Source organism: Parafilimonas terrae (assembly GCF_900115755.1).
Taxonomy (GTDB): domain Bacteria; phylum Bacteroidota; class Bacteroidia; order Chitinophagales; family Chitinophagaceae; genus Parafilimonas; species Parafilimonas terrae.
Genome location: NZ_FOXQ01000001.1, coordinates 795,487 through 817,978, shown reverse-complemented (window position 1 = coordinate 817,978; position 22,492 = coordinate 795,487). Strand labels below are relative to the sequence as shown.

21 protein-coding genes are annotated in these 22,492 nt (G+C 40.0%); 12 read left to right on the top strand and 9 right to left on the bottom strand.

Annotated features, from left to right (window positions below; genetic code table 11):
* The first annotated feature begins 23 nt into the window (after positions 1–23).
* The 10 genes from BM015_RS03560 (at position 24) to BM015_RS03515 (ending at position 8,349) form a co-directional block, all read left to right on the top strand.
* Positions 24–371 carry a hypothetical protein gene (locus BM015_RS03560; protein ID WP_090654530.1) on the top strand — a complete coding sequence of 116 codons (348 nt, stop codon included), beginning with the start codon at positions 24–26 and terminating at the stop codon, positions 369–371.
* 72 nt (positions 372–443) lie between these two features.
* A complete protein-coding gene (locus tag BM015_RS03555) occupies positions 444–1,559 on the top strand; it encodes a glycosyltransferase family 4 protein (protein WP_143075739.1) in 1,116 nt (371 codons plus the stop codon).
* A 109-nt stretch (positions 1,560–1,668) separates the two neighbouring features.
* A complete protein-coding gene (locus BM015_RS21350) occupies positions 1,669–2,157 on the top strand; it encodes a DUF4573 domain-containing protein (RefSeq protein WP_143075738.1) in 489 nt (162 codons plus the stop codon).
* 216 nt (positions 2,158–2,373) lie between these two features.
* Positions 2,374–3,393: an aldo/keto reductase gene (locus tag BM015_RS03545; RefSeq protein WP_090654524.1), complete on the top strand. Its 1,020-nt coding sequence runs from the start codon at positions 2,374–2,376 to the stop codon at positions 3,391–3,393.
* 19 nt (positions 3,394–3,412) lie between these two features.
* Positions 3,413–4,162 (top strand): prolipoprotein diacylglyceryl transferase, encoded by a 750-nt coding sequence (locus BM015_RS03540; protein WP_090654523.1) that lies wholly within the window; start codon positions 3,413–3,415, stop codon positions 4,160–4,162.
* Positions 4,163–4,333: 171 nt separating this feature from the next.
* A complete protein-coding gene (locus BM015_RS03535; RefSeq protein ID WP_090654522.1) occupies positions 4,334–5,746 on the top strand; it encodes a radical SAM protein in 1,413 nt (470 codons plus the stop codon).
* A gap of 4 nt (positions 5,747–5,750) precedes the next feature.
* Positions 5,751–6,032 (top strand): hypothetical protein, encoded by a 282-nt coding sequence (locus BM015_RS03530; protein WP_090654520.1) that lies wholly within the window; start codon positions 5,751–5,753, stop codon positions 6,030–6,032.
* A 2-nt stretch (positions 6,033–6,034) separates the two neighbouring features.
* Positions 6,035–6,328: a hypothetical protein gene (locus BM015_RS03525; protein WP_090654517.1), complete on the top strand. Its 294-nt coding sequence runs from the start codon at positions 6,035–6,037 to the stop codon at positions 6,326–6,328.
* 180 nt (positions 6,329–6,508) lie between these two features.
* On the top strand, positions 6,509–7,051 hold the full coding sequence (locus tag BM015_RS03520) for an RNA polymerase sigma factor (RefSeq protein ID WP_245751196.1): 543 nt from the start codon (positions 6,509–6,511) through the stop codon (positions 7,049–7,051).
* Positions 7,048–8,349, top strand: a complete 1,302-nt coding sequence (locus tag BM015_RS03515; RefSeq protein WP_090654513.1) for a porin family protein — start codon at positions 7,048–7,050, stop codon at positions 8,347–8,349. The genes BM015_RS03520 and BM015_RS03515 overlap by 4 nt, the downstream gene beginning before the upstream one ends.
* A gap of 40 nt (positions 8,350–8,389) precedes the next feature.
* Here BM015_RS03515 and BM015_RS21485 read toward each other — a convergent pair whose 3' ends face one another.
* The 7 genes from BM015_RS21485 to BM015_RS03485 all read right to left on the bottom strand — a co-directional run bounded on the left by BM015_RS21485 (position 8,390) and on the right by BM015_RS03485 (position 15,965).
* The gene (locus tag BM015_RS21485; RefSeq protein ID WP_177191799.1) at positions 8,390–8,563 is read right to left on the bottom strand and encodes a hypothetical protein; all 174 of its coding nucleotides are present in this window, start codon (positions 8,561–8,563) and stop codon (positions 8,390–8,392) included.
* 436 nt (positions 8,564–8,999) lie between these two features.
* Positions 9,000–9,380: a GxxExxY protein gene (locus BM015_RS03510; protein ID WP_090654511.1), complete on the bottom strand. Its 381-nt coding sequence runs from the start codon at positions 9,378–9,380 to the stop codon at positions 9,000–9,002.
* Positions 9,381–9,595: 215 nt separating this feature from the next.
* The gene (locus BM015_RS03505; protein ID WP_090654509.1) at positions 9,596–10,306 is read right to left on the bottom strand and encodes a peptidoglycan DD-metalloendopeptidase family protein; all 711 of its coding nucleotides are present in this window, start codon (positions 10,304–10,306) and stop codon (positions 9,596–9,598) included.
* A 54-nt stretch (positions 10,307–10,360) separates the two neighbouring features.
* Positions 10,361–11,329, bottom strand: coding sequence for an ARPP-1 family domain-containing protein (locus BM015_RS03500; protein WP_090654507.1), 969 nt, complete (start codon positions 11,327–11,329; stop codon positions 10,361–10,363).
* A 120-nt stretch (positions 11,330–11,449) separates the two neighbouring features.
* Complete coding sequence (locus BM015_RS03495) at positions 11,450–14,062, bottom strand: TonB-dependent receptor (RefSeq protein ID WP_090654505.1); 2,613 nt, start codon at positions 14,060–14,062, stop codon at positions 11,450–11,452.
* 158 nt (positions 14,063–14,220) lie between these two features.
* Positions 14,221–14,925 carry a LytR/AlgR family response regulator transcription factor gene (locus tag BM015_RS03490; protein ID WP_177191798.1) on the bottom strand — a complete coding sequence of 235 codons (705 nt, stop codon included), beginning with the start codon at positions 14,923–14,925 and terminating at the stop codon, positions 14,221–14,223.
* Positions 14,925–15,965: a sensor histidine kinase gene (locus tag BM015_RS03485; protein ID WP_090654503.1), complete on the bottom strand. Its 1,041-nt coding sequence runs from the start codon at positions 15,963–15,965 to the stop codon at positions 14,925–14,927. Before BM015_RS03485 ends, BM015_RS03490 begins: the two co-directional genes overlap by 1 nt.
* 326 nt (positions 15,966–16,291) lie before the next feature.
* Here BM015_RS03485 and rho point away from each other — a divergent pair, with 326 nt between their 5' ends.
* Together rho and dnaK are read left to right on the top strand one after the other, a co-directional pair.
* The gene (rho, locus tag BM015_RS03480) at positions 16,292–17,974 is read left to right on the top strand and encodes a transcription termination factor Rho (RefSeq protein WP_090654501.1); all 1,683 of its coding nucleotides are present in this window, start codon (positions 16,292–16,294) and stop codon (positions 17,972–17,974) included.
* A gap of 187 nt (positions 17,975–18,161) precedes the next feature.
* Positions 18,162–20,078 carry a molecular chaperone DnaK gene (gene dnaK / locus BM015_RS03470; protein ID WP_090654497.1) on the top strand — a complete coding sequence of 639 codons (1,917 nt, stop codon included), beginning with the start codon at positions 18,162–18,164 and terminating at the stop codon, positions 20,076–20,078.
* Positions 20,079–20,305: 227 nt separating this feature from the next.
* Here dnaK and BM015_RS03465 read toward each other — a convergent pair whose 3' ends face one another.
* Together BM015_RS03465 and murQ are read right to left on the bottom strand one after the other, a co-directional pair.
* The gene (locus BM015_RS03465; protein ID WP_090654495.1) at positions 20,306–21,532 is read right to left on the bottom strand and encodes a T9SS type A sorting domain-containing protein; all 1,227 of its coding nucleotides are present in this window, start codon (positions 21,530–21,532) and stop codon (positions 20,306–20,308) included.
* A gap of 49 nt (positions 21,533–21,581) precedes the next feature.
* The gene (murQ, locus tag BM015_RS03460; RefSeq protein WP_090655222.1) at positions 21,582–22,391 is read right to left on the bottom strand and encodes an N-acetylmuramic acid 6-phosphate etherase; all 810 of its coding nucleotides are present in this window, start codon (positions 22,389–22,391) and stop codon (positions 21,582–21,584) included.
* Between the last annotated feature and the right edge of the window lie 101 nt (positions 22,392–22,492).

Below are 22,492 nucleotides of genomic sequence, written 5' to 3'. Positions count from 1 at the left end.
GATTTAAAAATTTAAAAATTAATATGAAGTTTATAATTGTTGTTTTGCTTACGGCATTGCTGGGTTATGCAGCACCATTGTATTTCACGTGGTGGAGCTTTGCCGTTACTTCATTCATAATTGCCTTGCTTATTCATCAAAAAGCGCTTGCCGCTTTTTTAGCCACGTTTCTTGGTTTGTTTTTACTGTGGGGCGTTATGGCATTGATTATTGATAACGCTAACGACCATTTACTCTCCCAAAAAATTGCTACGTTACTGCCATTAGGCGGCTCATCCATATTATTAATTTTTGTAACTGCGTTCACAGGCGGGCTGGTTTCAGGTTTCGCAGGGTTAACGGGCAGCCTTGCACGCAAGCCTGTGGAATAATTTCTGGGTGACTGATAGATTGAACTTTCCATAACTTTTTTATCAGTTTATTTGTGGCTATAATTAATTCCTGTGGCAAAGATTCTTGACATTGTTTCCTACAAAATTTTGCCTGCACAAATGGGTGGGCAAAAAGGCATTGCCATTTTCTGTAAATACCTGGGCGAACAAAATGACCTTACGGTTGTTTCGGTTGAAGACAACGATATAAACCTTGCTGAAACCTATAATATGGTGCCGCTTTTCAGCAAGGAAAGAAGAAGGTATATAAACCCTTTTTATGTATCACAGATAAAAAAAATAATAAAGCAAAAGGATATTAAGAATGTTATTACCGAACATCCTTATATGGCCTGGATGGGCTGGGTTTTAAAAAGAAGCCTTGGAATAAAATGGTTTGTGCACACACACAATATAGAATATGAACGCTTCAGAACCATTGGCAAATGGTGGCATAGCCTTTTAAAAATTTATGAAAGCGCTGTTTATAACCATGCCGATAAAGTTTTCTTCAAAACAAAAGAAGATATAGAATTTGCCATAGCAAAAAAAATGGTGAAGGAAAAGAATGCAGTATTAGTGCCTTTTGGAATTGATATTGATAAAATGCCTGCTGATAAACCTGAAGTAAAACGGGCCATATATAAAAAACATAACATTCCAACTGATGCAACACTGCTTTTTTTTAATGGCACACTGGATTATAAACCAAACCTTCACGCCCTGCTATTTATATTGAATGAATTAAACCCGGCCTTACTTAAAACTCCGTCTTTTAATTACCGCTTTCTTATTTGCGGCAGAGGCTTGCCTGCTTCTTTTAATGAACTTAAAGATTATAAGAACAGGAACATTGTATATGCCGGTTTTGTAGATGATGTATATGCTTATTTTAAAGCAGCTGATATTTTCGTTAATCCCGTTATAACAGGCGGTGGCGTTAAAACAAAAATAGTGGAGGCAATGGGTTATGGTGTAAGCGTGGTTTCCTGCGTATCCGGGGCGGCTGGCATAGAGCTTTCTGTTTGCGGGGAGAAGATTAAAGTGGTAAACGATAATGATGTTTCCACCTTTGTTACCGCAATAATCAATAACGAAAGTATGCAGGCAAATACCCCGCAGCAATATTATGATTATTACTCATGGCGCAACATTGTAAAAAAGCTTCAATCTTTATTTAATGCATAGCTGCATAAATAAATTTTTATAAAAACAAAAAAATTTATTTACTAATGGATTGATATTTGTAAAACATTTTTACCTTACAATCCATTTCTATAAAAGAAAAATTCACATCATGGCAAAAGCAAATAAAAAAGCTGTAAAGAAAGCAGCACCAAAAAAGGCTGCTAAGAAAGCGGCTCCTAAAAAAGCTGCTAAGAAAGCAGCGCCAAAGAAAGCTGTAAAAAAAGCAGCGCCCAAAAAGGCCGTTAAGAAAGCTGCTCCTAAAAAGGCTGTGAAAAAAGCAGCACCAAAGAAGGCTGCTAAGAAAGCGGCTCCTAAAAAAGCTGCTAAGAAAGCAGCGCCAAAGAAAGCTGTAAAAAAAGCGGCGCCCAAAAAGGCCGTTAAGAAAGCTGCTCCTAAAAAGGCTGTGAAAAAAGCAGCACCAAAGAAGGCTGCTAAAAAAGCGGCTCCCAAAAAAGCTGCTAAGAAAGCAGCGCCCAAAAAAGCTGCACCTAAAGCTGCGGAACCTCAACAACCTGAATTACCACTAACAACTACCGATGTTCAGCCAGCGCCTGAAGTGCCAACGCCTGAAGATACAGGCACAGAAAGCGCATCTTAAAGCATTTGTAAGCCCCGTTTGGGGCTTTTTTATTACCAGGTATTCACTGCGAGTTTATCTAAAATCCCTCTGCATTTTCATGAGGCTTTAATTGTTTGAACCTGTAAATGCTTTATTATTTTTGTAGTGTATGAAACCAGCATGATAATCTTCAACACAAAGAAAATATTCATAGTAACATTTCATGCGCATGACTGAAAAAATAAATATACACGAATGAAATATAAATTACTTGGAAGGAGCGGTTTAAAAGTATCAGAATTATGCCTTGGCACTATGGGCTTTGGAACAGAAAACGGCTGGGGTGCAGACAAAGAAGCCAGCTTTTCCATAATGGAAAAATATGCGGAAGCAGGCGGTAATTTTTTAGATACGGCAAACATTTACAAGTTTGGCACCAGCGAGAAAATAATTGGTGAATTTTTAAATGCCCGTGACCGTGATTATTTCGTTATAGCAACAAAATATTCTTTGCACGATAATAAAACCAATCCTAATGCCAGTGGCAATAACCGCAAGAATATGATGCGCAGTGTGGAAGCAAGCCTGCAACGGTTACAGACAGATTTTATTGATGTTTTATACCTGCATATATGGGACGACCTTACACCCATTGATGAAGTGTTGCGTGGCCTGGATGACCTTATAAAACAAGGCAAGGTATGTTATGCAGCCATAAGCGATACGCCTGCATGGATAGTGGCCAAAGGTAATGTTATGGCAGAACTGATGGGCTGGAGCCAGTTCATTGCATTGCAGGTTGAATACAGCTTATTGCAACGTACGCCTGAACGTGAATTGCTGCCCATGGCAAAACATTTTGGAATGACGGTTACACCCTGGGCGCCACTGGCAGGCGGTGCATTAACCGGTAAATATTTGCGTGGTGATTTTGGAAGAATAAAAGAAGGCAGCAACCGGTTAAATGAAAACAGCCAGCGTATTACAAAAGAAGTAATGAATGTTGCAGAAAAGTTAGGTGTTGACCCATCGCATGTGGCTTTGAAATGGACCATGCAACAACCACTTTCTGTTATCCCGATTGTAGGCGCAACAAAGCTTTCGCAACTTGAGCAAAATTTGAAAACAATTGATGTTACTATTCCGGATGAAGATATGCAGCATCTTAATGAAATAAGCGCTATTGATTTAGGTTTTCCAATGAAATTTTTTAAAGAAGATAATGTGATAATGAATAATTATGGCGGCTTTTATGATAGAATTGAAAAACGCTGAAATATTTAAAACAACATAACTGCAATTTCCTGTAACCATAACAATCGGCAACAGTAATATTTTGCTGCATACCATTACTGAATTTGCAGGTTTATTTGTTGGCTTTCGTTACTACTTGTTTTTAAAAAGAAAACGAGGAGATATAATTGCACCACCTAACCGCTTATCCATCATAATTGGCGCAACCCTGGGTGCTTTTATTGGCAGCAGGTTAATTGGTGGTTTGGAAAATCCTGCAGGATTAGTGCAGTCCGAAAATATTTTGTTTTATTTCTATTCAAACAAAACAATCCTGGGCGGTTTATTGGGCGGCCTTATTGGCGTGGAGTTAGTAAAAAAAATAATCCATGAAGAAACAGCTTCCGGTGATTTATTTACCTATCCCATCATACTGGCTTTGATTGTTGGGCGCCTTGGTTGTTTTAGCATGGGTATTTATGAAGAAACATACGGGTTGCCAACAAACCTGCCGTGGGGTATGCATTTGGGCGATAGTTATTACAGGCATCCTGTGGCTTTGTATGAAATTATTTTTTTGATATTACTATGGATGGCGCTTATTAAAATTGAAAAAAAATACACACTGCAAAACGGGGCACGGTTTAAGCTATTTATGATCGCCTATTGTTTCTTCCGCTTTATACTTGATTTTATAAAGCCGCATTATACCTTCAGCATTGGCCTTTCCACCATACAAATAACTGCGCTGCCTGGCTTGATGTATTATTACAGATATATTATTCATCCGAAACAATTATTGCAGTATTAAACAGTCGTCTTTTTTTCAGGCACATTATTAAAAATATTGTTTCGACTTCGCTCAACAGCAATTGTCTTCGGCTCCGCTCAGACAATTTTTAATAACCCTTTTGTTTTTACAATACGGCTTCTTTTCAAAAACAATAACAGAACATCTATCTTTATAATACATACATTTTTTATGCCTGAGCGCGCCTATACGTATTACGATTTCACCATAAGCCTTTGCCCTGTTTGTTTAAAAAGAATTGATGCAAAAATTGTGTTTGAAGGCAATAATGTTTTCATGCTGAAAAATTGCCCGGAGCATGGTTTTCAAAAAGTATTAATTGCAACCGATGTTGAATATTATAAGAACATCCGCAATTATAATAAGCCCAGTGAAATGCCTTTGCAGTTTAATACAAAAACTTTGTATGGTTGTCCGTACGACTGCGGGTTATGCGTAGATCATGAACAGCACAGTTGCTTAACGATTATAGAAATTACAGACCGCTGCAACCTTACCTGTCCCACTTGTTATGCAATGAGTTCGCCGCATTATGGAAGGCACCGCACAATTGATGAGATTGAGAAAATGCTGGATATAATTGTTGCCAATGAAGGAACGCCGGATGTGGTGCAAATAAGCGGCGGCGAACCAACGGTGCACCCTGATTTTTTTGAGATACTGGATATTGCAAAAAGCAAACCTATCCGCCACTTAATGGTAAATACTAATGGCATCCGCATAGCAAAAGATAAAGCGTTTGTAAAGCAGCTTGCTTCGTATATGCCCGACTTTGAAATTTACCTGCAGTTTGATTCTTTTAAGCCGGAAGCATTGATGCAACTGCGTGGTAAAGATTTAACGGATGTGCGAAAAAAAGCGCTGGCGCATTTAAATGAATTTAATCTTTCTACCACATTGGTGGTTACATTGCAAAAAGGCGTGAATGATGATGAGATTGGAGAAATAATTGACTTCGCTTTAAAACAGCCCTGCGTAAGAGGCGTAACCTTTCAGCCAACACAAATTGCAGGCAGGCTGAAACATTTTGATGCGGCAACAGACAGGATAACGATGACAGATGTGCGGCAAAAGATTTTAGAGCAAACAAATGTATTTCAGCCAAACGATCTTATTCCGGTGCCATGCAATCCCGATGCACTGGTGATGGGCTATGCATTAAAACTTGCAGGACAGGTTTTTCCGATGACACGGTATATTGATCCGGCGCATCTTTTAAACAACAGCCGCAATACAATTGTATATGAACAGGATGAACAACTGCATGCACACATGCTTAAAATTTTCAGCACAGGCATTTCGGTTGACCGCGTGGAAAACAATTTTAAAGAACTGCTTTGCTGCTTGCCCCAAATTCATGCGCCCGGTTTAAGCTATGAAAATTTATTCCGGATAATTATTATGCGGTTTATTGATGCCTATGATTTTGATGTGCGTGCTATTAAAAAAAGCTGTGTGCATATTGTAAATAAAGATGGCCGAATTATTCCATTTGAAACCATGAATATGTTTTACCGCGATGAAAAAGAAATGTATGTAAGGCAATTACAAAATGAGCGCAGCCCGCTGCTGCATAAATTATAGATATATGAATAACTGGAAACTTGCTTATAAAATTACAGCCGTCAATTGCGGCATTGTTGTGCTTATTGGTATTGTTTGCGGTGCAGTTAATTACCGGGATAATTTTGGTTTGATATTAGGACTTGTTTGCTTATTTGGCGGCGTAATAAATTTGGTGCTGGGCATCTTCATTATATTGCTGGGATCAAAAGACTGGGGCAAAGGGTTTTTAAACAGTGCGGGCATATTATTGCTGCTAAGCGGCATATCATGCAGCATTGGTTTTTCCGATTTTAATTTGCACTGATTATGACCTACGATGAATTTATATTAACCATTGAAAATGATGACACGCCTGCTTCAAGCCTACCTTTATATGTGCAGGCTTTGTGGTGGGATGCCAAAGGCAACTGGGGCAAAGCTCATTCATTAATTGATGCATTGGATGATAAAAATTCCTGCCGGGTGCATGCTTACCTGCACCGGAAAGAAGGCGACATTTGGAATGCAGATTACTGGTACAGGCGCGCTAATGCACAACGGCCTGCTATAAGCCTGGATGAAGAATGGAAAAACCTCGCCATGAAACTATTGCTGGAATAGCAGAAAAGCTACATATAGGATTAAGATGAAGCTGCCATGAAAAACCAATGCCTGCGCCTAAAAATAAGTCAAACAATTTTTTAATATAAAAGCAACTGTTTTGCAAAGGCGGCAGTTAAATAAAGCATATCAAAATATTTGCGCTGATTGAATGATCTTTTGTACATAATGAAAGGCTGCATGGAAAACGATGCAAAGTGCCAGAAGCTGTTTTATGAAAAATACCTTCCGTATGCACTGCGCATTTCCTACCGTTATGTGCATTCTTTTGATAACGCCGCGCTTGCTGCCAACGATGCTTTTGTAAAGATTTTTAAGAACTTTCAAAAGTTCGAGATACGCGATCATAATCATGTGGAAACAATGCTGCTTGCATGGATAAAGCGGATAGTAATAAATGCATCTATTGATTTTATGGGCAGGGAAAACCTCGTGACCGCGAATGGTAAACCGCATAATGAAAACGGGGAATATTTAAAAGTGAATAACAGCGGCGAGAATAAACTTGTGTATAAAGAACTGGTGGAACTGGTAAGAAAACTGAGCCCGGCTTATAAAGTTGTTTTTAATCTTTATGTGATTGATGGGTACACCCACCAGGAAATAGCTAATATGCTTGGTATTTCAGTGGGCACATCAAAATCAAACCTTTCAAAGGCAAGGGCATTTCTTCAGAAATATTTAATAAAAGATGACAAAGGCAATGTATTATGCTTTACATGAAGGAAGACGATATGGATGAAATGATGCGTAAAGCTGCAGAGAATTACGACATTGATGCCGGCAAGGCTGCCGACTGGAATGCTGTGTATAATGCCGTGCATGCAACTGAACAGCCATTGCCGCCTGTTGCAGAAAAAAAGCGCAGGCGCCGCTTTGCTTTTTGGTGGCTGCTGCTTATTCCTTTAGGCTGGATAGCAAGTAATGAATACAATAAATTTAAAGATGGGCAGCATAATGAAACTGTCAAAAGCCCTTCGCAAGTAAAGGAGGAGTTAAATAATAATCAACAACCTGCAGCAGCAGATAAAGCACAGGTAAAAACCGCACCAGCTAATAATAGCATGGATGATGTTATTATAAACAGCAATGAAAACAAAAACAGCCGGAGCAATAAGATTGTTATAACACAAAGCGGCAGGCTGCCGGCAACGAATAATATAGCAGCTTTTCATCCGTTACCAGTTAAGGAAGAACCTGCAATCAATCAATCATCAGCAAATCAATTCAAAGAAAACCAGGCAGGGTTGCCAACAGAAAATAACAGCATTGTCAATAATAATACTAATGCTGTTGATTTGAATAAAGATGAAGAGCAGGTTATCACACAAAACCATCTTCCTGCTTTATCCAAAGCAAAAACAGAAACGGATACTACGCAGCTCAATACAGGCAATACTTCAAAAAAGATTATTAAAAACCCTAAGGGCGACAATCATTATTTCTACGCAGGATTAGCTGCCGGCACAGACTTAAGCTTTATAAAATATCAAAGCGCACGGCCACTGGGTTACAATGTGGGTTTGCTGGCAGGTTATAAATTTAATAAGCTAAGTATTGAATCGGGTTTTTTTATTGACAGAAAGAACTATTACACCAAAGGAAAATATTTTGATAAATCGGGCATTGCTTATTTCCGCAACTCCGAGATACTTACGGTTGATGGTTATTGCACCATGTTTGAAATTCCATTGAATATTAAATATAACTTCATTGAAAAGAAGAACCATGCATGGTTTGCCACAGCCGGCGTTTCTTCTTACTTAATGAATAAAGAGTTTTACAATTACGATTATCTGCGGGATGGCGAAGAACATTATGGCAGCCGCGCCTATTATCATGCAGCGCAAAACTGGCTTTCTGTTTTAAACCTGAGTGCAGGCTACGAACTTAAAACAGGAAAAAAGACAAGCTTTCGCATAGAACCTTATTATAAAACTTCCCTCAACGGGTTAGGCACCGGCAAGCTTTCTATATCAAGCGCCGGCATTAATGCAAGCCTGGTAAGAAGAATACCTTAACTGCTCTTCTTTTAAGCGGGCAACTATTTATTCAACAGGTTTAATAACCGGGTTCCACAACAGTTGTATTATAATGCCTTTCGCCGTGTTCATCGTGTTCAAAATCACCTTGCCAAAGCATCATCAGCATAGCAAATACAAATGCAACAACAATACCTGTAAAAAGCACTGCGGTAAATTTTTTTGGATCGTTTGGAGAAGTATGTCCAGACATATTTTTTTGTTTGATGATTATCGGCTCAAAAATAATGAATCAATTAAACTTTATTGAGTGGCCGAAAATATTTTATTGCTCACAGATTGCACGGATGCCCACAGATTTGTTTTTTCTTCTGTGTTAATCTGCGTTATCTGTGAGAAAACTTACATATCTCGAACGTGATATTTTATGGCTCACAGATTGCACGGATGCCCACAGATTATTTTTCTTTCTGTGTTAATCTGCGTTATCTGTGAGAAAACTTACATATCTCGAACGTGATATTTTATGGCTCACAGATCACACAGATGCCCACAGATTATTTTTCTTTCTGTGTTAATCTGCGTTATCTGTGAGAGCTTCAAAGCATGTCAAACGCGATATTTTTATGGCTCACAGATCACACAGACATCCACAGATTATTTTTCTTTCGTGCTGATTTAAACGAAGATTAATTGATGATTCGTATAATATTCTCTTTGTCTATCAATTTTGAAACATTGAAGTTTACCAGTATGCCAAGATGTTTATTGGTAAGTTTAAGATAAGTAAGCAATTGTTTTTTATGAACGTCATGCAAAGTTTCTACAGATTTTATCTCAATAATTACCAAGTCATTTACAATTATATCGGCTCGAAAACCTACCTCCATTCTTATATTCCTGTAGATTACCGGCACCGGAACCTGTGTTTGAACATAAAGCCCCATATCCCTTAATTCGAATGCGAGAACGGTTTCATATACACTTTCCAATAATCCCGGGCCCAATTGATTATAAATTGAGAATACAGCACCTCTTATTTTATAAGTGATAGTGTTAATCTCTTCCATTATGGTACAATTTTATTCTTATGGTAAATATATTATGGCTCACAGATCACACAGATGCCCACAGATTTGTTTTTTCTTCTGTGTTAATCTGTGTTATCTGTGAGAGCTTCAAAGTATGTCAACGTGATATTTTTATGGCTCACAGATCACACAGATGCCCACAGATTTGTTTTTTCTTCTGTATTATCTGTGAGAAAACCTATTGTCTGAAAAAATCAATCCGGCTGCGCATATTGCATCATATTTAAAACCAAATCCGGGTCCGGACAATTCTTAAGGTATTTCTCTTTTTCTCCATAAGCGCAAACGCCGGGGTAATCGCCTTTCTTCATTTCCATATCGTAAATAAGCTGGAAATGTAAGTGCGGCGGCCAGTTGCCGTTTTCTTCAGGCTTACCAAACTGTGCAAACTTTTCGCCTCTTGTAATATACTCGCCGGCGCGCCGGTTATTTATATCGTTTAATGAAATATGGCCATACAAACTATAAAAGGCAATGCCATCTAACTGGTGCAATAAAATTAATGTAGCACCATAATCGCCAAAGCGGTTGTTGAAGGCCAGGCTATGGACCATGCCGCCCATGAAAGCAAAAACAGGCGTGCCTGCATTGCACCAAATATCTACGCCCAAATGCAGGCGCCACGGCTCAGCGCCAGGCACATCAAATACGTCGCTGCGGTTATAAATAGAACGGTATTCTGTATAGCCGCCAATGCCATACACAGCACCTGCATCTTTTATTTTTTTATCTATATACGCGGAAAACTTGCCGGCATCTTCCAGCTCTTTGTCATTTAAATCGGCATTGGTTGCGGTGAAGTTCATCAGCAATAATTTATCTTTTGCTGCATTGAATGGCACCACCGCGTGGAATGTATCCTGGTATTTTTTTAAGACTGAAGTGAACCTTGGATTATTGAGCATGCGTTAAAATTACAAAGCAGGGCGTTAGTATCGCCGGCAGATTTCATGAAGAAGCTACTCATCATCATACGCAACCAATTGAATTATTACACCATCATTATAATAAATGCGGCCATTTTTGGCGAGGTATTGTTTTTGCGTGGTTTTATCTTTAAGGAATTTATCCGTAAAACCTTTTATCGCCTCTTTTGGTTTTGATGGAATGCCATCCGCCGGTTTCAATGTGTGCACATAACTTTTTATATTTTCAATGTAAGCAGCAAGGCAGAGATCGGTGCCGCCAAAAATATCCGCTCTTATAATGCGGTTACCTGTAATAGCAATAAAACCTCCATAAGCGCTGTCGCTACTTTTCATTTTTTCAATAAAATAATGCAGGTACGATGTATCAAAATAAGTGCTGTCATTATACGCCTTCAGGTAAGCTGATGTTTGGTTCTTTTTATTCTTTTCAGAAAGCTCACTGTCAATCTGCTTCCACACTTTGCTTTGCCGTTTGGAAACATCAATCTGTTTGCGCACGCCGGCATCTGCCGTGCCGGCATGCCTGAAAGATTTTGCCTTATTATCCCATCTTCCTTTTTCAACACAAAAAACCTGCACATAGTTTTTTCGCCTGCCCTTTGGAATAATAGCTGTTTCACCAAAGGCGCGGTCCTGCTTGCCGCCCTGCACCATTTCGCCGCTCATCAGCATTATATTTTCATTCGACCGGTTTTTAATCATCAGCGTTGATACGTCTGCACCACCTTCACTCATTTCCTTCACAATTATTTTTCGCCTGCGCATGGCATCATCAAAACTGGTTATTTTTCCATTAAACATTTGCTTATTGGCATAACCACTATCGCCGCCGGCATTTTTAAACCGAACAGGAATAAGCTGTAATTTTTTGTAGGTCCACGGGCTGTCGTATTGAACGCTTAATTCGTTATAGGTAAGCTGGGCAAAGCTTTGTGCATGACAGAAAAAAATAACCGTCACCAAATAACACCATTTAAAATTAAGCAGAAGTTTAAGCATGCACTGCAATCTTAAATGCCACAAGTTATAAGAATTATTAATACCTGATAATTGATAGCCAATTAAAACAAAAGCCCCGCAATTGTTGCGAGGCTCTGCCAGTTTATTTATACATTGATATTACATGCCCATTTGTGACTGGTCCATGCTGCTTTGACTTTTGTTCTGGCGTTTGAATAATGAAACATCCATTTTGCCAAAACGATAAGAAAAGTTTAAGCGAACCAGTTGCGGATTATTTAACCTGTAATAATCCTGGTAGAAATCTTCAGCATAAGAAATCTGCCTGTTGGCGCTTGTTCTGAAAATATCGTTTACGCTAAGTGTAACGGCGCCTGCCTGGTTTTTGAAGAACGTTTTCTTGATAGCAATATCTGTGCGCCAGAAAGGTTTAATATAACCCTGCGAAGCTGACTGTGCAGACTGCGGAGGTCCAAACATCTGGCGGCCCTGGTTAACCGGCAGGTTTGTTTTGCTCTGGTAATTGGCAGATAATTGTACAGAGAAATTGGCAGGCAACTTAATATTGTTGTTCCATTTTCCAAACCAGCTCAGCATACCATCCTGTGTTAAAGTGCTAAGGTTTTCTGCGTTGATCTTTGACCTGTAAAGGTTAACGTTCAAATTAAAATCCCACCACTTTGTTACATAGTTTACAGAAGTTAATTCAGCGCCATAAGAATATGCGGAGTTTGCATTTTCATACGTGTTGATCCATTCAACCCTGTCGAGCGTTTGGTTGTATTCAGACTTCTGGAAACTTGTTATAAGGTTGTTTGTGTATTTATAATAGATGGAAGCGAGGAACATATTGTTCTTGCCATACGTTTTGCTGTAAGAAAATTCAAATGAATTAGTGAATTCCGGATGAAGATCTGGATTACCGCGTGTGATATATAAACTATCGCTCCTGTCAGTATAAGGAATTAGCTGGAAGAAGTTAGGCCTGTTGATGCGGCGTGAAAAGTTTGCCTGCAACTCCTGCCTGTTTTCCAATTTATAACTTAAGAAAACTGAAGGGAATAAACTGATAGGATAATTATTGGTAAAATGTCCTGTATCGTTCAATATACCTGAATAATCGCTTCTTTCTGCACGCAGGCCTACCTGGTAACCAAAGTTCTTAATGGCGCTTGTTATAGTGGCATAAGCAGCATACACATTATTGGTATTGGTATATTCTATACCTGCTGACGGCACTTTAATTGACTCGGAGCCTTTTACATAATAGGTTTGATTATTATTTTCCAGCTTATTGATCTGTGCTCTTAAACCGGTTTCGAGTTTAATATTTTTTGTAATTGGATTGGTATAATCTGTTTGAATAGTAAAAAAACTGTTTTTGCCATCTGACACCTGGCGTTGGTTGGTAATGCTGTTGGCGCTGCCACCAAAAGTATTACTTGTTATGTATTGTGAGCCGTCGTTCTTTCCACCGAAATAATTTACGTCTGCAGTAAGCTGGTGACCATCTTTCGTGAAGTTATGCACCACGCCACCTTGCACACCCGTTCCGTTAAAAGTTCTGTTGTTGTTTGATAAACGGTTGCCGGTCAGGTTTACAGTATGGTCATTATATATGCTGTCTGTAATAATGTCGCTTGATGAAGTGGGTTTAAATTCGCCATGCACTTTTGTTCCGGATATAGATAAGGTTGTTCTGTTGGTTACAAAATAATCAAGCCCTATTCTTCCAAACATAAAGCCGCCATTGTTTTTGCTTTCCGTATTTTGAAAGCTATGCACATTTTTCAGGTTTAAAGTATCGTAAGAATAAAGCTGGTCGGTTGTGCCCTTTGTAAGGCTTTTACGGCTGTTGAGCATTGCCGCTGCGGTAAAATTTACCTTGCCCTGCCTTACGCTAAAATTGCCACCTGCATTATAGCCGCCACGGCTGTCAACTCCGGCCATAATATTGCCGTTATAACCGGTTTTCTTATTCTTCTTTAAAACAATATTTAAAATACCTGCGTTGCCGCCGCTTGCATCATATTTAGCTGAAGGGTTTGTAATTACTTCCACGCTTTGAATGGCATCTGCGGGAATCTGGTCTAATGAAAGCGTTGTAGGCCTGCCATCAATATATAATTGCGGCGTTGCATTGCGCAGCTTAACGTTGCCGTCAATATCCACCTGCAAAGAGGGTACGTTTTTCATTACATCAACCGCCGTTCCGCCTGCGCTTACAATATTTTTATCTACGTTAAATGTTTTTTTGTCAATATCCAGTTTAAGCGCTGCAGATGTTCCGGTAACGGTTACGGTTTGCAGGGTGTTGGCCTCATCGGGCTGAAGTTTTATGTTGCCGAGATCTTTATCAAGGGCGCTCATCATATTACTGCCGCCCATTTGCTGGCCTTGCTGGGAAGGTGCATTTCCGCTACCCGCTTTCATTTGAAAGCTTATTTTTTCTTCATGCATTTTATAACCCACAGCGGAAATTCTTAAAGTGATGCCAAATAAAGGCAGGTCGCTGAAACTAAACTCGCCATTGGGTTCTGTTGTAGCGCCTTTAAATAATACCTGTTTCGATTTTTTTGTAGCGCTGTCATACTGGTTTTGCAGCAGGATTATAGTTGCTTCAGATAGCGGCTTGCCAATGCTGTCAAGCACTTTTCCGTATATATGACCAATACTCGGCACCTGGCGGCCCTTTCCACCACCTGCGGGAAACTGGGCAAATATGCCTGTAGTTGTAATCAGTAATACCGCCGCCATTAATACTTTTTTCATAAATTCTGTATTTGTAATTTGAATGGCAAAATTATTTACAGGGCGAACGATTATAAGCCAAATGAGACAAGCGGATGAAATAATGCGACAAAAGGCAAATGAAATTTTGCGCTTGTTTAGCGGTTGATTTTCAACGCAAAAGGAAGGTGAATTAATTGTTAATGTTTGCCTGTTAATTCGGCCACCGCATCCTTATAGCTATCGCCAACGGGTATCTCCATATCATTTATAAAAATGCTGTTTTTACGAATGGATGTAATGTAATCTTTGGAAACAATAAATGATTTTTGAACGCGTATAAACATGGAAGCAGGCAACTGCTCTTCTATGGCTTTCATTGTAATGCGGGCAACGAGCGGTTTGGATGAGCTTTTAAGATGTATCTTGAGATAATCTTTCAACCCTTCAATCCACATAATATCGGTAAAAATTACTTTTACAAGGCTGTAGTCTGCATTAATGAAGAAATAAGGCGGCGCCTCAGACCCGGCCTGTTTTTTTGTTTTAAGCTGGTGCAGTTCCCAGGCCTTATTACAGGCTTTAATAAACCTGTCGAGCGATACGGGTTTTACAAGATAATCAACCACATCAAGCTCGTAGCCTTCCAGGGCATATTTTTCATACGCCGTAATAAGAATAAACATGGGTTTGGCCGTAATTGTTTTAATAAACTGCAAACCTGTTAAGCCCGGCATTTGTATATCAAGAAAAACAAGATCAATTTCTTCCTGTTGCAATAGCTGCATAGCCTCAAGTGGGTTATTGCAGGCAGTAACCAGTTTAAGAAAAGGCACTTTGCTTATATTATCTTCCAGCAATTCCAGCGCCAGCGGTTCATCGTCTATTGCAATACATTTCAGCATTAATGTAAATTTATCTGAAGTGAAACCGTAAACCAGCCATCTTTTTTATTGATGAGTAAGGCATGATTGCGGCCATATAATAAATTTAATCTTCTTTGCACATTGTTCAACCCTATACCGGAATCTTTATCTTTTATCGCGTTCAGCGCATCGTTATATTTATTACTAACAATAAACTGAAGGATGCCGTTTTCAACTTTCAATTCAACTTTTATAACAGCATCTTCTATAATCCCGGTGCCGTGTTTAAATGCATTTTCAACAAAGGGAATTAAAAGCATAGGCTCTATTTCACTGCCCGATCCCACTTCGTTAAAAGAAGATTGCACCTTAACGTTTTTGCCAAAACGCTGCTGCTGCAGGTCTATATAGCTTTGAATATATTCCACCTCTTTTTCAAGCGGCACCTTCTGCTCATCTGTTTCATAAAGCATATAACGCATGAGCGATGAAAGTTTTATGAGTGAATCTTCCAGCAGATCAGATTTTTTACGAGCCAGCGCCACCATATTATTCAGCACATTAAACATAAAGTGCGGGCTAACCTGCGACCGTAAGAACAGTAACTCTGTTTTAAGATTTTCCGTTTCTTTTTCCTGCGAACGTTTGATAGACTGTTGCCTTTCGAGCAGGAAAAAATAAGCCGTGCTGCTTGCAATAATAAAGAAGTAGGTGAATATGTTATAGATGAAAAAATTTTCTGCTTTAAAAGGCACATGATGCACAAACAATGAAAAATAAAGTGAATGTAAAAAGTACACTGCCGCCAGTGTAAGAACGTGCAGTGAAATAAACTGCCACACTTTTTTTGTGCGCAACAGGAATGGTAAAAACATGTAAGCGTTCAGGTAAAAGAGGCCTGCCCAGATACCGCTGCTTAAAAAATAAAAATAAAATAGGGCTGCATCATCGGGTTGCGGGGGGCGACGGTCTTTTTTATAGGTAGCCTTTAAGAAAAATGGGAAAGAAAAGAGTATGACCCAGCAAACAACATGCAATACGGCCACCACCCATTTTTTTCTTAAGAAATTATACTTCATTTTGTCAAAGTACCTAAGAAAAGATATAACAATGACTGAAACAGAAAAGATTGCGACAAAAACAAATTTTACATAGATGAAAACTTGCAAAAAAGAAAGGGTGTGATATAATAATATGAAAGGTTTGCAAGTACGAAACTGTTAGTTAAAAGCTTCAAAAAATTTATTTCATTTCAATTTTTTCTGTAACATTGCAGCCGGAAACAGCACATAGTCCAATCAAAAAAATCACACTCGCCTGTTTTCTTTTTAACCAAAAATTTCTTCCAAACCGTTTCAAAAAAGTTTTGAGAAATTACATTATTCCATAAGGATTATTATTTTTTATGTACGACATTCTCCAATTGAACGACATGCTGGTGCCAGAGCTCCTCGACATTGCTGAGCACCTTGACATTGCTGATGCAGGAAAGCTAAACAAGCAAGACCTTATTTACCGCATCCTTGATAAACAGGCATTAACGCCGGCAGCAGCTACTGCAACCGCAGAAAAGCCCAAACGTAAACGCACGGTAAAAGCAAGCACCGCAAATACTACAGAAGAAGCAGAAGTAATGACAGATACATTGCAGAAACCTGCAAAGGAAACGAAACATTCTTCTAAGGAAAAAGCTTCAAAAGACGATGCAAAAGAAGACAAGCCCAAGCGGTCCCGCGTAAAGATAAAAGCTGCCGCAGAACCTAAAAAGGAGGAGCAGCCGGAAGAAGAAGATGCAGCCGTATCGGCTGAAGATTATGTTGATAATGATGATGCCCTCACACAAATGGGCGCCAATTTATTAAGCATGCTGGGTGGCGATGAACCTATTGTTTATCCTGATGAAGTAGAAATTGCCGAGCCTGTTGCAAAGCCTTCAAGTCCTGGCCGCAAAGAGCCTGCATTTAACATCGAGTTTGATGGTGTTATACAGGCCGAAGGCGTTTTGGAAATGATGCCCGATGGTTATGGCTTTTTACGCAGCAGCGACTATAATTATCTTTCTTCTCCCGATGATATTTATGTTTCCCCTTCACAGATAAAATTATTCGGCCTTAAAACCGGTGATACCGTTTTTGGCGCTGTGCGCCCGCCCAAAGAAGGCGAAAAATATTTTGCTTTATTAAAGGTTGAAACCATTAATGCAAAAAGCCCGGATGAAGTAAGGGACAGGGTTCCTTTCGATTACCTTACACCGCTTTTCCCTTATGAAAAGCTGAACCTTTTTACTTCCCCCACTGATTATTCAACACGTATTATCGACCTGTTTACCCCAATTGGTAAAGGCCAGCGTGGTTTAATTGTAGCGCAGCCTAAAACAGGTAAAACCATGTTGCTGAAGGCTGTGGCCAATGCCATTGCCGCCAATCATCCTGAATGTTATTTAATGGTGGTGCTGGTGGATGAGCGTCCTGAAGAAGTTACCGATATGGAGCGCAGCGTGAAAGCTGAAGTAATTGCTTCTACTTTTGATGAGCCGGCAGAAAAGCACGTTAAGGTTTCTACTATTGCTTTGCAAAAAGCAAAAAGGCTTGTTGAATGTGGCCATGATGTGGTGATTTTATTAGATAGCATTACCCGCCTTGCCCGTGCACACAATACAGTGGCCCCGGCCAGCGGTAAAGTGCTGAGTGGTGGTGTTGAGGCCAATGCCATGCAGAAACCCAAGCAGTTTTTTGGCGCTGCCCGTAAAATTGAAAATGGTGGCTCTTTAACTATTCTTGCAACCGCATTAATTGATACCGGCAGTAAAATGGACGAAGTGATCTTTGAAGAATTTAAAGGCACCGGCAATATGGAACTGCAGCTTGACAGAAGGCTGGCCAACAGGCGCATTTACCCGGCTATTGACCTTGTGGCTTCATCCACCCGCCGTGATGATTTGCTGCTCGACAGGGATGTTCTTCAGCGTATGAATATTCTCCGTCTTTATATCAATGACATGAATACGGAAGAAGCAATGACAGAACTATTGAAACGCATGCGCGGCACAAAAAGCAATGAAGAGTTTCTTGCAAGCATGAACGGATAAGATTTGTTTTATGATAATGAAAGAGGTTGCCCAAATATGGACAGCCTCTTTTATTTTGTTGATCCTTATTTAATTATCTTTCATTCATATTATCATAACATCTGCCATTTTTACACCTTTTGCGGCCATGGCATAATGATTGAGCAAACAGGTAATAACTTAAATCTTAAAGAATTAATCAATTAATATGGGAAAAATAATAGGTATCGACTTAGGTACAACTAACAGTTGCGTTTCGGTTATGGAAGGAAACGAACCAGTTGTTATTGCCAACGATGAAGGTCGCCGTACTACGCCTTCCGTTGTTGCTTTTTTAAAGAATGGCGAACGCAAAGTAGGCGATCCTGCCAAGAGGCAGGCCATAACTAACCCGCAAAACACTATTATGAGTGTGAAGCGTTTTATGGGCCGCCGCTACGATGAAGTAAAAGAAGAAATCAGCCACTGGAGCTACAAAATAGTTCGTGGTGAAAATGATACAATACGCATAGATATTGACGGCCGCTTATATACACCGCAGGAAATTTCTGCTATGATACTTCAGAAAATGAAGAAGACAGCAGAAGATTATCTTGGCCAGGAAGTAAACGAAGCCGTAATTACAGTGCCTGCTTATTTTAATGATGCACAAAGGCAGGCTACCAAGGAAGCTGGCGAAATTGCCGGTTTAAATGTGCGCAGGATTGTGAACGAGCCTACTGCCGCAGCATTGGCTTATGGTTTGGAAAAGAAACATGCCGATCAGAAAATAGCCGTGTTTGACCTTGGTGGCGGCACATTCGATATATCTGTACTCGATTTGGGCGATGGCGTTTTTGAAGTAAAATCAACTAATGGTGATACGCATCTTGGCGGTGATGACTTTGATAAAGTGATCATGGACTGGCTGGCTGATGAATTCAAAAAGCAGGAAGCCATTGATCTTCGCAAAGACCCGATGGCTTTACAGCGTTTAAAAGAAGCCGCTGAAAAAGCAAAGATCGAATTGTCTTCTTCATCAGAAACAGAAATAAACCTGCCTTATATTACTGCGGTTGATGGTGTGCCAAAACACCTTGTTACAAAATTAACCCGCGCAAAATTTGAGCAGCTTGCCGATAATTTATTTGCAAGATGTTTAAAACCTTGTGAGCAGGCATTAAAAGATGCAGGTTATAATGCTTCTCAAATTGATGAAGTGATTTTGGTGGGTGGTTCTACCCGTATTCCTAAAGTGCAGGAAATTGTAGAAAAATTCTTCGGCAAAAAACCGCATAAAGGTGTAAACCCTGATGAAGTGGTTGCTATTGGTGCAGGCATACAGGGCGCTGTATTAACCGGTGAAGTGAAAGATGTATTGTTGCTCGATGTAACGCCGCTTACACTTGGTATTGAAACTTTGGGCGGTGTATTAACCCCAATGATTCCTTCCAATACAACCATTCCTACAAAGAAAACAGAAGTATTCTCTACCGCCAGCGATAACCAGCCCGGTGTGCAGATACACATTTTACAGGGTGAAAGAAGTTTGGCGAAAGATAATAAAAGCCTGGGCGTATTCAATCTTGATGGTATTCCGCCTGCACCACGGGGCATTCCGCAGATTGAAGTAACATTTGATATTGATGCGAACGGCTTGATTCACGTGAGTGCAAAAGATAAAGGCACCGGTAAAGAACAGAAGATACGCATTGAAGCCGGAAGCGGTTTAAGTAAGGAAGAAATTGAAAAGATGAAGACTGATGCCCGGGCGCATGAAGCTGAAGATAAAGCAGCCCGTGAAAAAATCGACAAATTGAATCAGGCAGACAGCCTTATTTTCCAGACTGAAAAACAATTAAAAGAATTTGGAGATAAAGTTCCGGCTGATAAAAAAGCTCCTATTGAAGCAGCTTTGAATAAATTAAAGGAAGCCCACAAGAGCCAGGACGTTGCCGCTGTGGATGCTGCCATGAACGAGTTAAACCAGTCATGGACAGCAGCCAGCGAGGAACTGTATAAAGCACAGCAAGCCGGAGCAACAGCCGATGCTGGCGCTCAGCCAAATGCAGGCGCTTCTGATAACGGAAGTGGTCAGCCGGGTGGTGAAAACGTTACTGACGCTGAATTTGAAGAAGTAAAATAAATAATTTGCCTAACCCGGATTTTAAGGGGTTAGCAGATTAAAGGATTATAAAAAAGCCTTCGCAATTGCGGAGGCTTTTTGTTTTAAGTAGTAAGATATTGTGATATTAAATATGGTATGTTATACCAAAATGTTTACAGCTTGCTATTGATAAAGCCAATGAAATAAATAAAAAATTCCGGCATATTCTTTTATGCCGGAATTTTTTATCAGGTAAGAGGAACCTGCTAATCTTTGCTTACAATAATTTTATTGCTATAAACGGTTTCGCCGTTTGCATTAATTACGCTTACGAGGTAAGCGCCGGCTGCTGCTGAAACTGAAATGTTTTCCGTTTGAGAGCCTGATATTTTTACTTCTTTTTTCAATATGGTTTTGCCACCGGTTTCGCTGAGCATTATAATGTATTTGCCGTTTTTAAAATTGCTGAACTGTATTTGCAGCCGTCCTGTAGTCACAGGATTGGGATAGGCGCTTACCGTGCTTGTTTCAAGTGTTTTTGCTATGGCATCCGTTCTGTTATCAAAAGCAAAATTGCCGTTGGCAAAATCTGAAACATTATACACCTGTTCTGCTGTACTTATAATTGCGGCCTGCAATGTGGTAAGGTTTACCCTGTAATAACCTGTTGTTTGGGTGGAGCTGCCCACAATAACATGCTCTGCGTCTTCAACCATGGCTGCATTTATATTGTAATCTTGGGGAATGTTTTTTATCTCACCAAGAAAAGTTGCAAGCCTTGTATTTGGGTTGATCTTATACACCTGGCGCATCATAGTAAAGAGATAAAGATTGCCACTGGCATCCGCAATCATATCGCCGCCCCAGCTTGTAAACTGTGTTCTTACCGATTTATCCCCGTTTGCAGGTGCATCCAGCAATCTTCCCAAATCTGTGATCTTTGTTTGCTTTCCTGTTGAGAAACGTATGAGGTGCTCATTATCATTTGTAAGAGCATACCCGTTGCCATCTGATGCAATTACCATTCTTGTAATTACAGAGGCTTCACCTGCTGCATTCTTAAAATTTTTAAGCAACTGTGTGGTTACTGAATAGGCTTTCGGCGTGGTGCTGTTTAAATCAAGATAGCGCAGTTGGCTGCCCAACATTTGCGTATAATACAACCGGTTGTTTTTTGCATCATAGGCAATTGCCGCTACCATCCTGCTGTTGATACATCCGCAGTTTTGCAATGTGGATATGGTTTCAGTTTTGGCATCAACGTTTATTATTTGAGCGCCTGATATCGCATCATACACAGCCTCGTTTACTGCGGCTGGTATGTAGAGGGTCCTGATATTTTTTGTATTAAGATCAGCCTGGCGAAAGGCAACCCAGTTGGTGCTGCCAAACTGTTCACCTGTAACTGCAAAAAATTTTTTTGATTGTGCCGAAACACTTAAAGCAAAGAGCAGTGTGAGGGCTAATAATGTAAGGGGTAAAGATGTTTTCATAACAAATGATTTACAAATTGAAATTACTTATAAAGCTGAAATAAAACAATCAGCTTTTATGAATGGATTGCACGGCTTTTTTTACACTCCCCTGTCTTATCAACAAATCCTTGGCTTTGGAATAGTCGGCAATATTTGCCTGCTGCATCAGCATTTTTACGCCGCGGTCAATAAGTTTTTCATTGTTAAGCTGCATGTTTACCATACTGTTGTCTTCTACGCGCCCCAACTGTATCATTACCGTGGTGGATATCATATTCAGCACCATTTTTTGCGCGGTGCCTGCCTTCATGCGTGTGCTTCCGGTAACAAATTCGGGCCCTGTAATTACTTCAACCGGGTAATCGGCTGCTGCAGCCAAAGGCGAACCAGCATTGCAGGTGATACAACCCGTTTCAATATTGTGTTCCCGGCAATGATCTAAAGCGCCAATTACGTAAGGCGTTGTGCCGCTGGCGGCTATTCCTACCACAAAATCCCTCTCAGAAATGTTTTTTTCCTGCAAGTCAAGCCAGCCCTGTTGCCTGTCGTCTTCGGCAAATTCGGCCGCACGGATAATGGCGCTGAAACCACCGGCAATCAAGCCCTGCACCAGGTCATAAGGAACGCCATAAGTAGGCGGGCATTCACTTGCATCTAAAATGCCAAGCCTGCCACTGGTACCTGCGCCCACATAAAAAAGCCTTCCGCCTGCAAGCATTTTATCTGCAGCCGCTTCTACCAGTTTTTCAATTTGCGGTAAAGCTTTTTCAACAGCAAGGGCAACGGTTTTATCTTCTTCATTTATATGTGCAATGATTTCTTTTACCGGCATATCTTCAAGATGCCTGTAATGCGACGGTTGTTCAGTAGTAAGCATTAATGCAAATGTATTAAAGAAATAAAATTTTATTAATCTATCAGTTTTGCACCTCTTTTTAGGCGCTGATATTACCTGCAAAAAACATCTGTGACAATGAA

Bases quoted from the DNA above. Each gene is read 5' to 3' on its own strand.
- BM015_RS03560 (WP_090654530.1), top strand. From the start codon at position 24: ATGAAGTTTATAATTGTTGTTTTGCTTACGGCATTGCTGGGTTATGCA.
- BM015_RS21350 (WP_143075738.1), top strand. From the start codon at position 1,669: ATGGCAAAAGCAAATAAAAAAGCTGTAAAGAAAGCAGCACCAAAAAAG.
- BM015_RS03545 (WP_090654524.1), top strand. From the start codon at position 2,374: ATGAAATATAAATTACTTGGAAGGAGCGGTTTAAAAGTATCAGAATTA.
- BM015_RS03535 (WP_090654522.1), top strand. From the start codon at position 4,334: ATGCCTGAGCGCGCCTATACGTATTACGATTTCACCATAAGCCTTTGC.
- BM015_RS03530 (WP_090654520.1), top strand. From the start codon at position 5,751: ATGAATAACTGGAAACTTGCTTATAAAATTACAGCCGTCAATTGCGGC.
- BM015_RS03525 (WP_090654517.1), top strand. From the start codon at position 6,035: ATGACCTACGATGAATTTATATTAACCATTGAAAATGATGACACGCCT.
- BM015_RS03520 (WP_245751196.1), top strand. From the start codon at position 6,509: ATGGAAAACGATGCAAAGTGCCAGAAGCTGTTTTATGAAAAATACCTT.
- BM015_RS03515 (WP_090654513.1), top strand. From the start codon at position 7,048: ATGAAGGAAGACGATATGGATGAAATGATGCGTAAAGCTGCAGAGAAT.
- BM015_RS21485 (WP_177191799.1), bottom strand. From the start codon at position 8,563: ATGTCTGGACATACTTCTCCAAACGATCCAAAAAAATTTACCGCAGTG.
- BM015_RS03510 (WP_090654511.1), bottom strand. From the start codon at position 9,380: ATGGAAGAGATTAACACTATCACTTATAAAATAAGAGGTGCTGTATTC.
- BM015_RS03505 (WP_090654509.1), bottom strand. From the start codon at position 10,306: ATGCTCAATAATCCAAGGTTCACTTCAGTCTTAAAAAAATACCAGGAT.
- BM015_RS03500 (WP_090654507.1), bottom strand. From the start codon at position 11,329: ATGCTTAAACTTCTGCTTAATTTTAAATGGTGTTATTTGGTGACGGTT.
- BM015_RS03495 (WP_090654505.1), bottom strand. From the start codon at position 14,062: ATGAAAAAAGTATTAATGGCGGCGGTATTACTGATTACAACTACAGGC.
- BM015_RS03490 (WP_177191798.1), bottom strand. From the start codon at position 14,925: ATGCTGAAATGTATTGCAATAGACGATGAACCGCTGGCGCTGGAATTG.
- BM015_RS03485 (WP_090654503.1), bottom strand. From the start codon at position 15,965: ATGAAGTATAATTTCTTAAGAAAAAAATGGGTGGTGGCCGTATTGCAT.
- rho (WP_090654501.1), top strand. From the start codon at position 16,292: ATGTACGACATTCTCCAATTGAACGACATGCTGGTGCCAGAGCTCCTC.
- dnaK (WP_090654497.1), top strand. From the start codon at position 18,162: ATGGGAAAAATAATAGGTATCGACTTAGGTACAACTAACAGTTGCGTT.
- BM015_RS03465 (WP_090654495.1), bottom strand. From the start codon at position 21,532: ATGAAAACATCTTTACCCCTTACATTATTAGCCCTCACACTGCTCTTT.
- murQ (WP_090655222.1), bottom strand. From the start codon at position 22,391: ATGCTTACTACTGAACAACCGTCGCATTACAGGCATCTTGAAGATATG.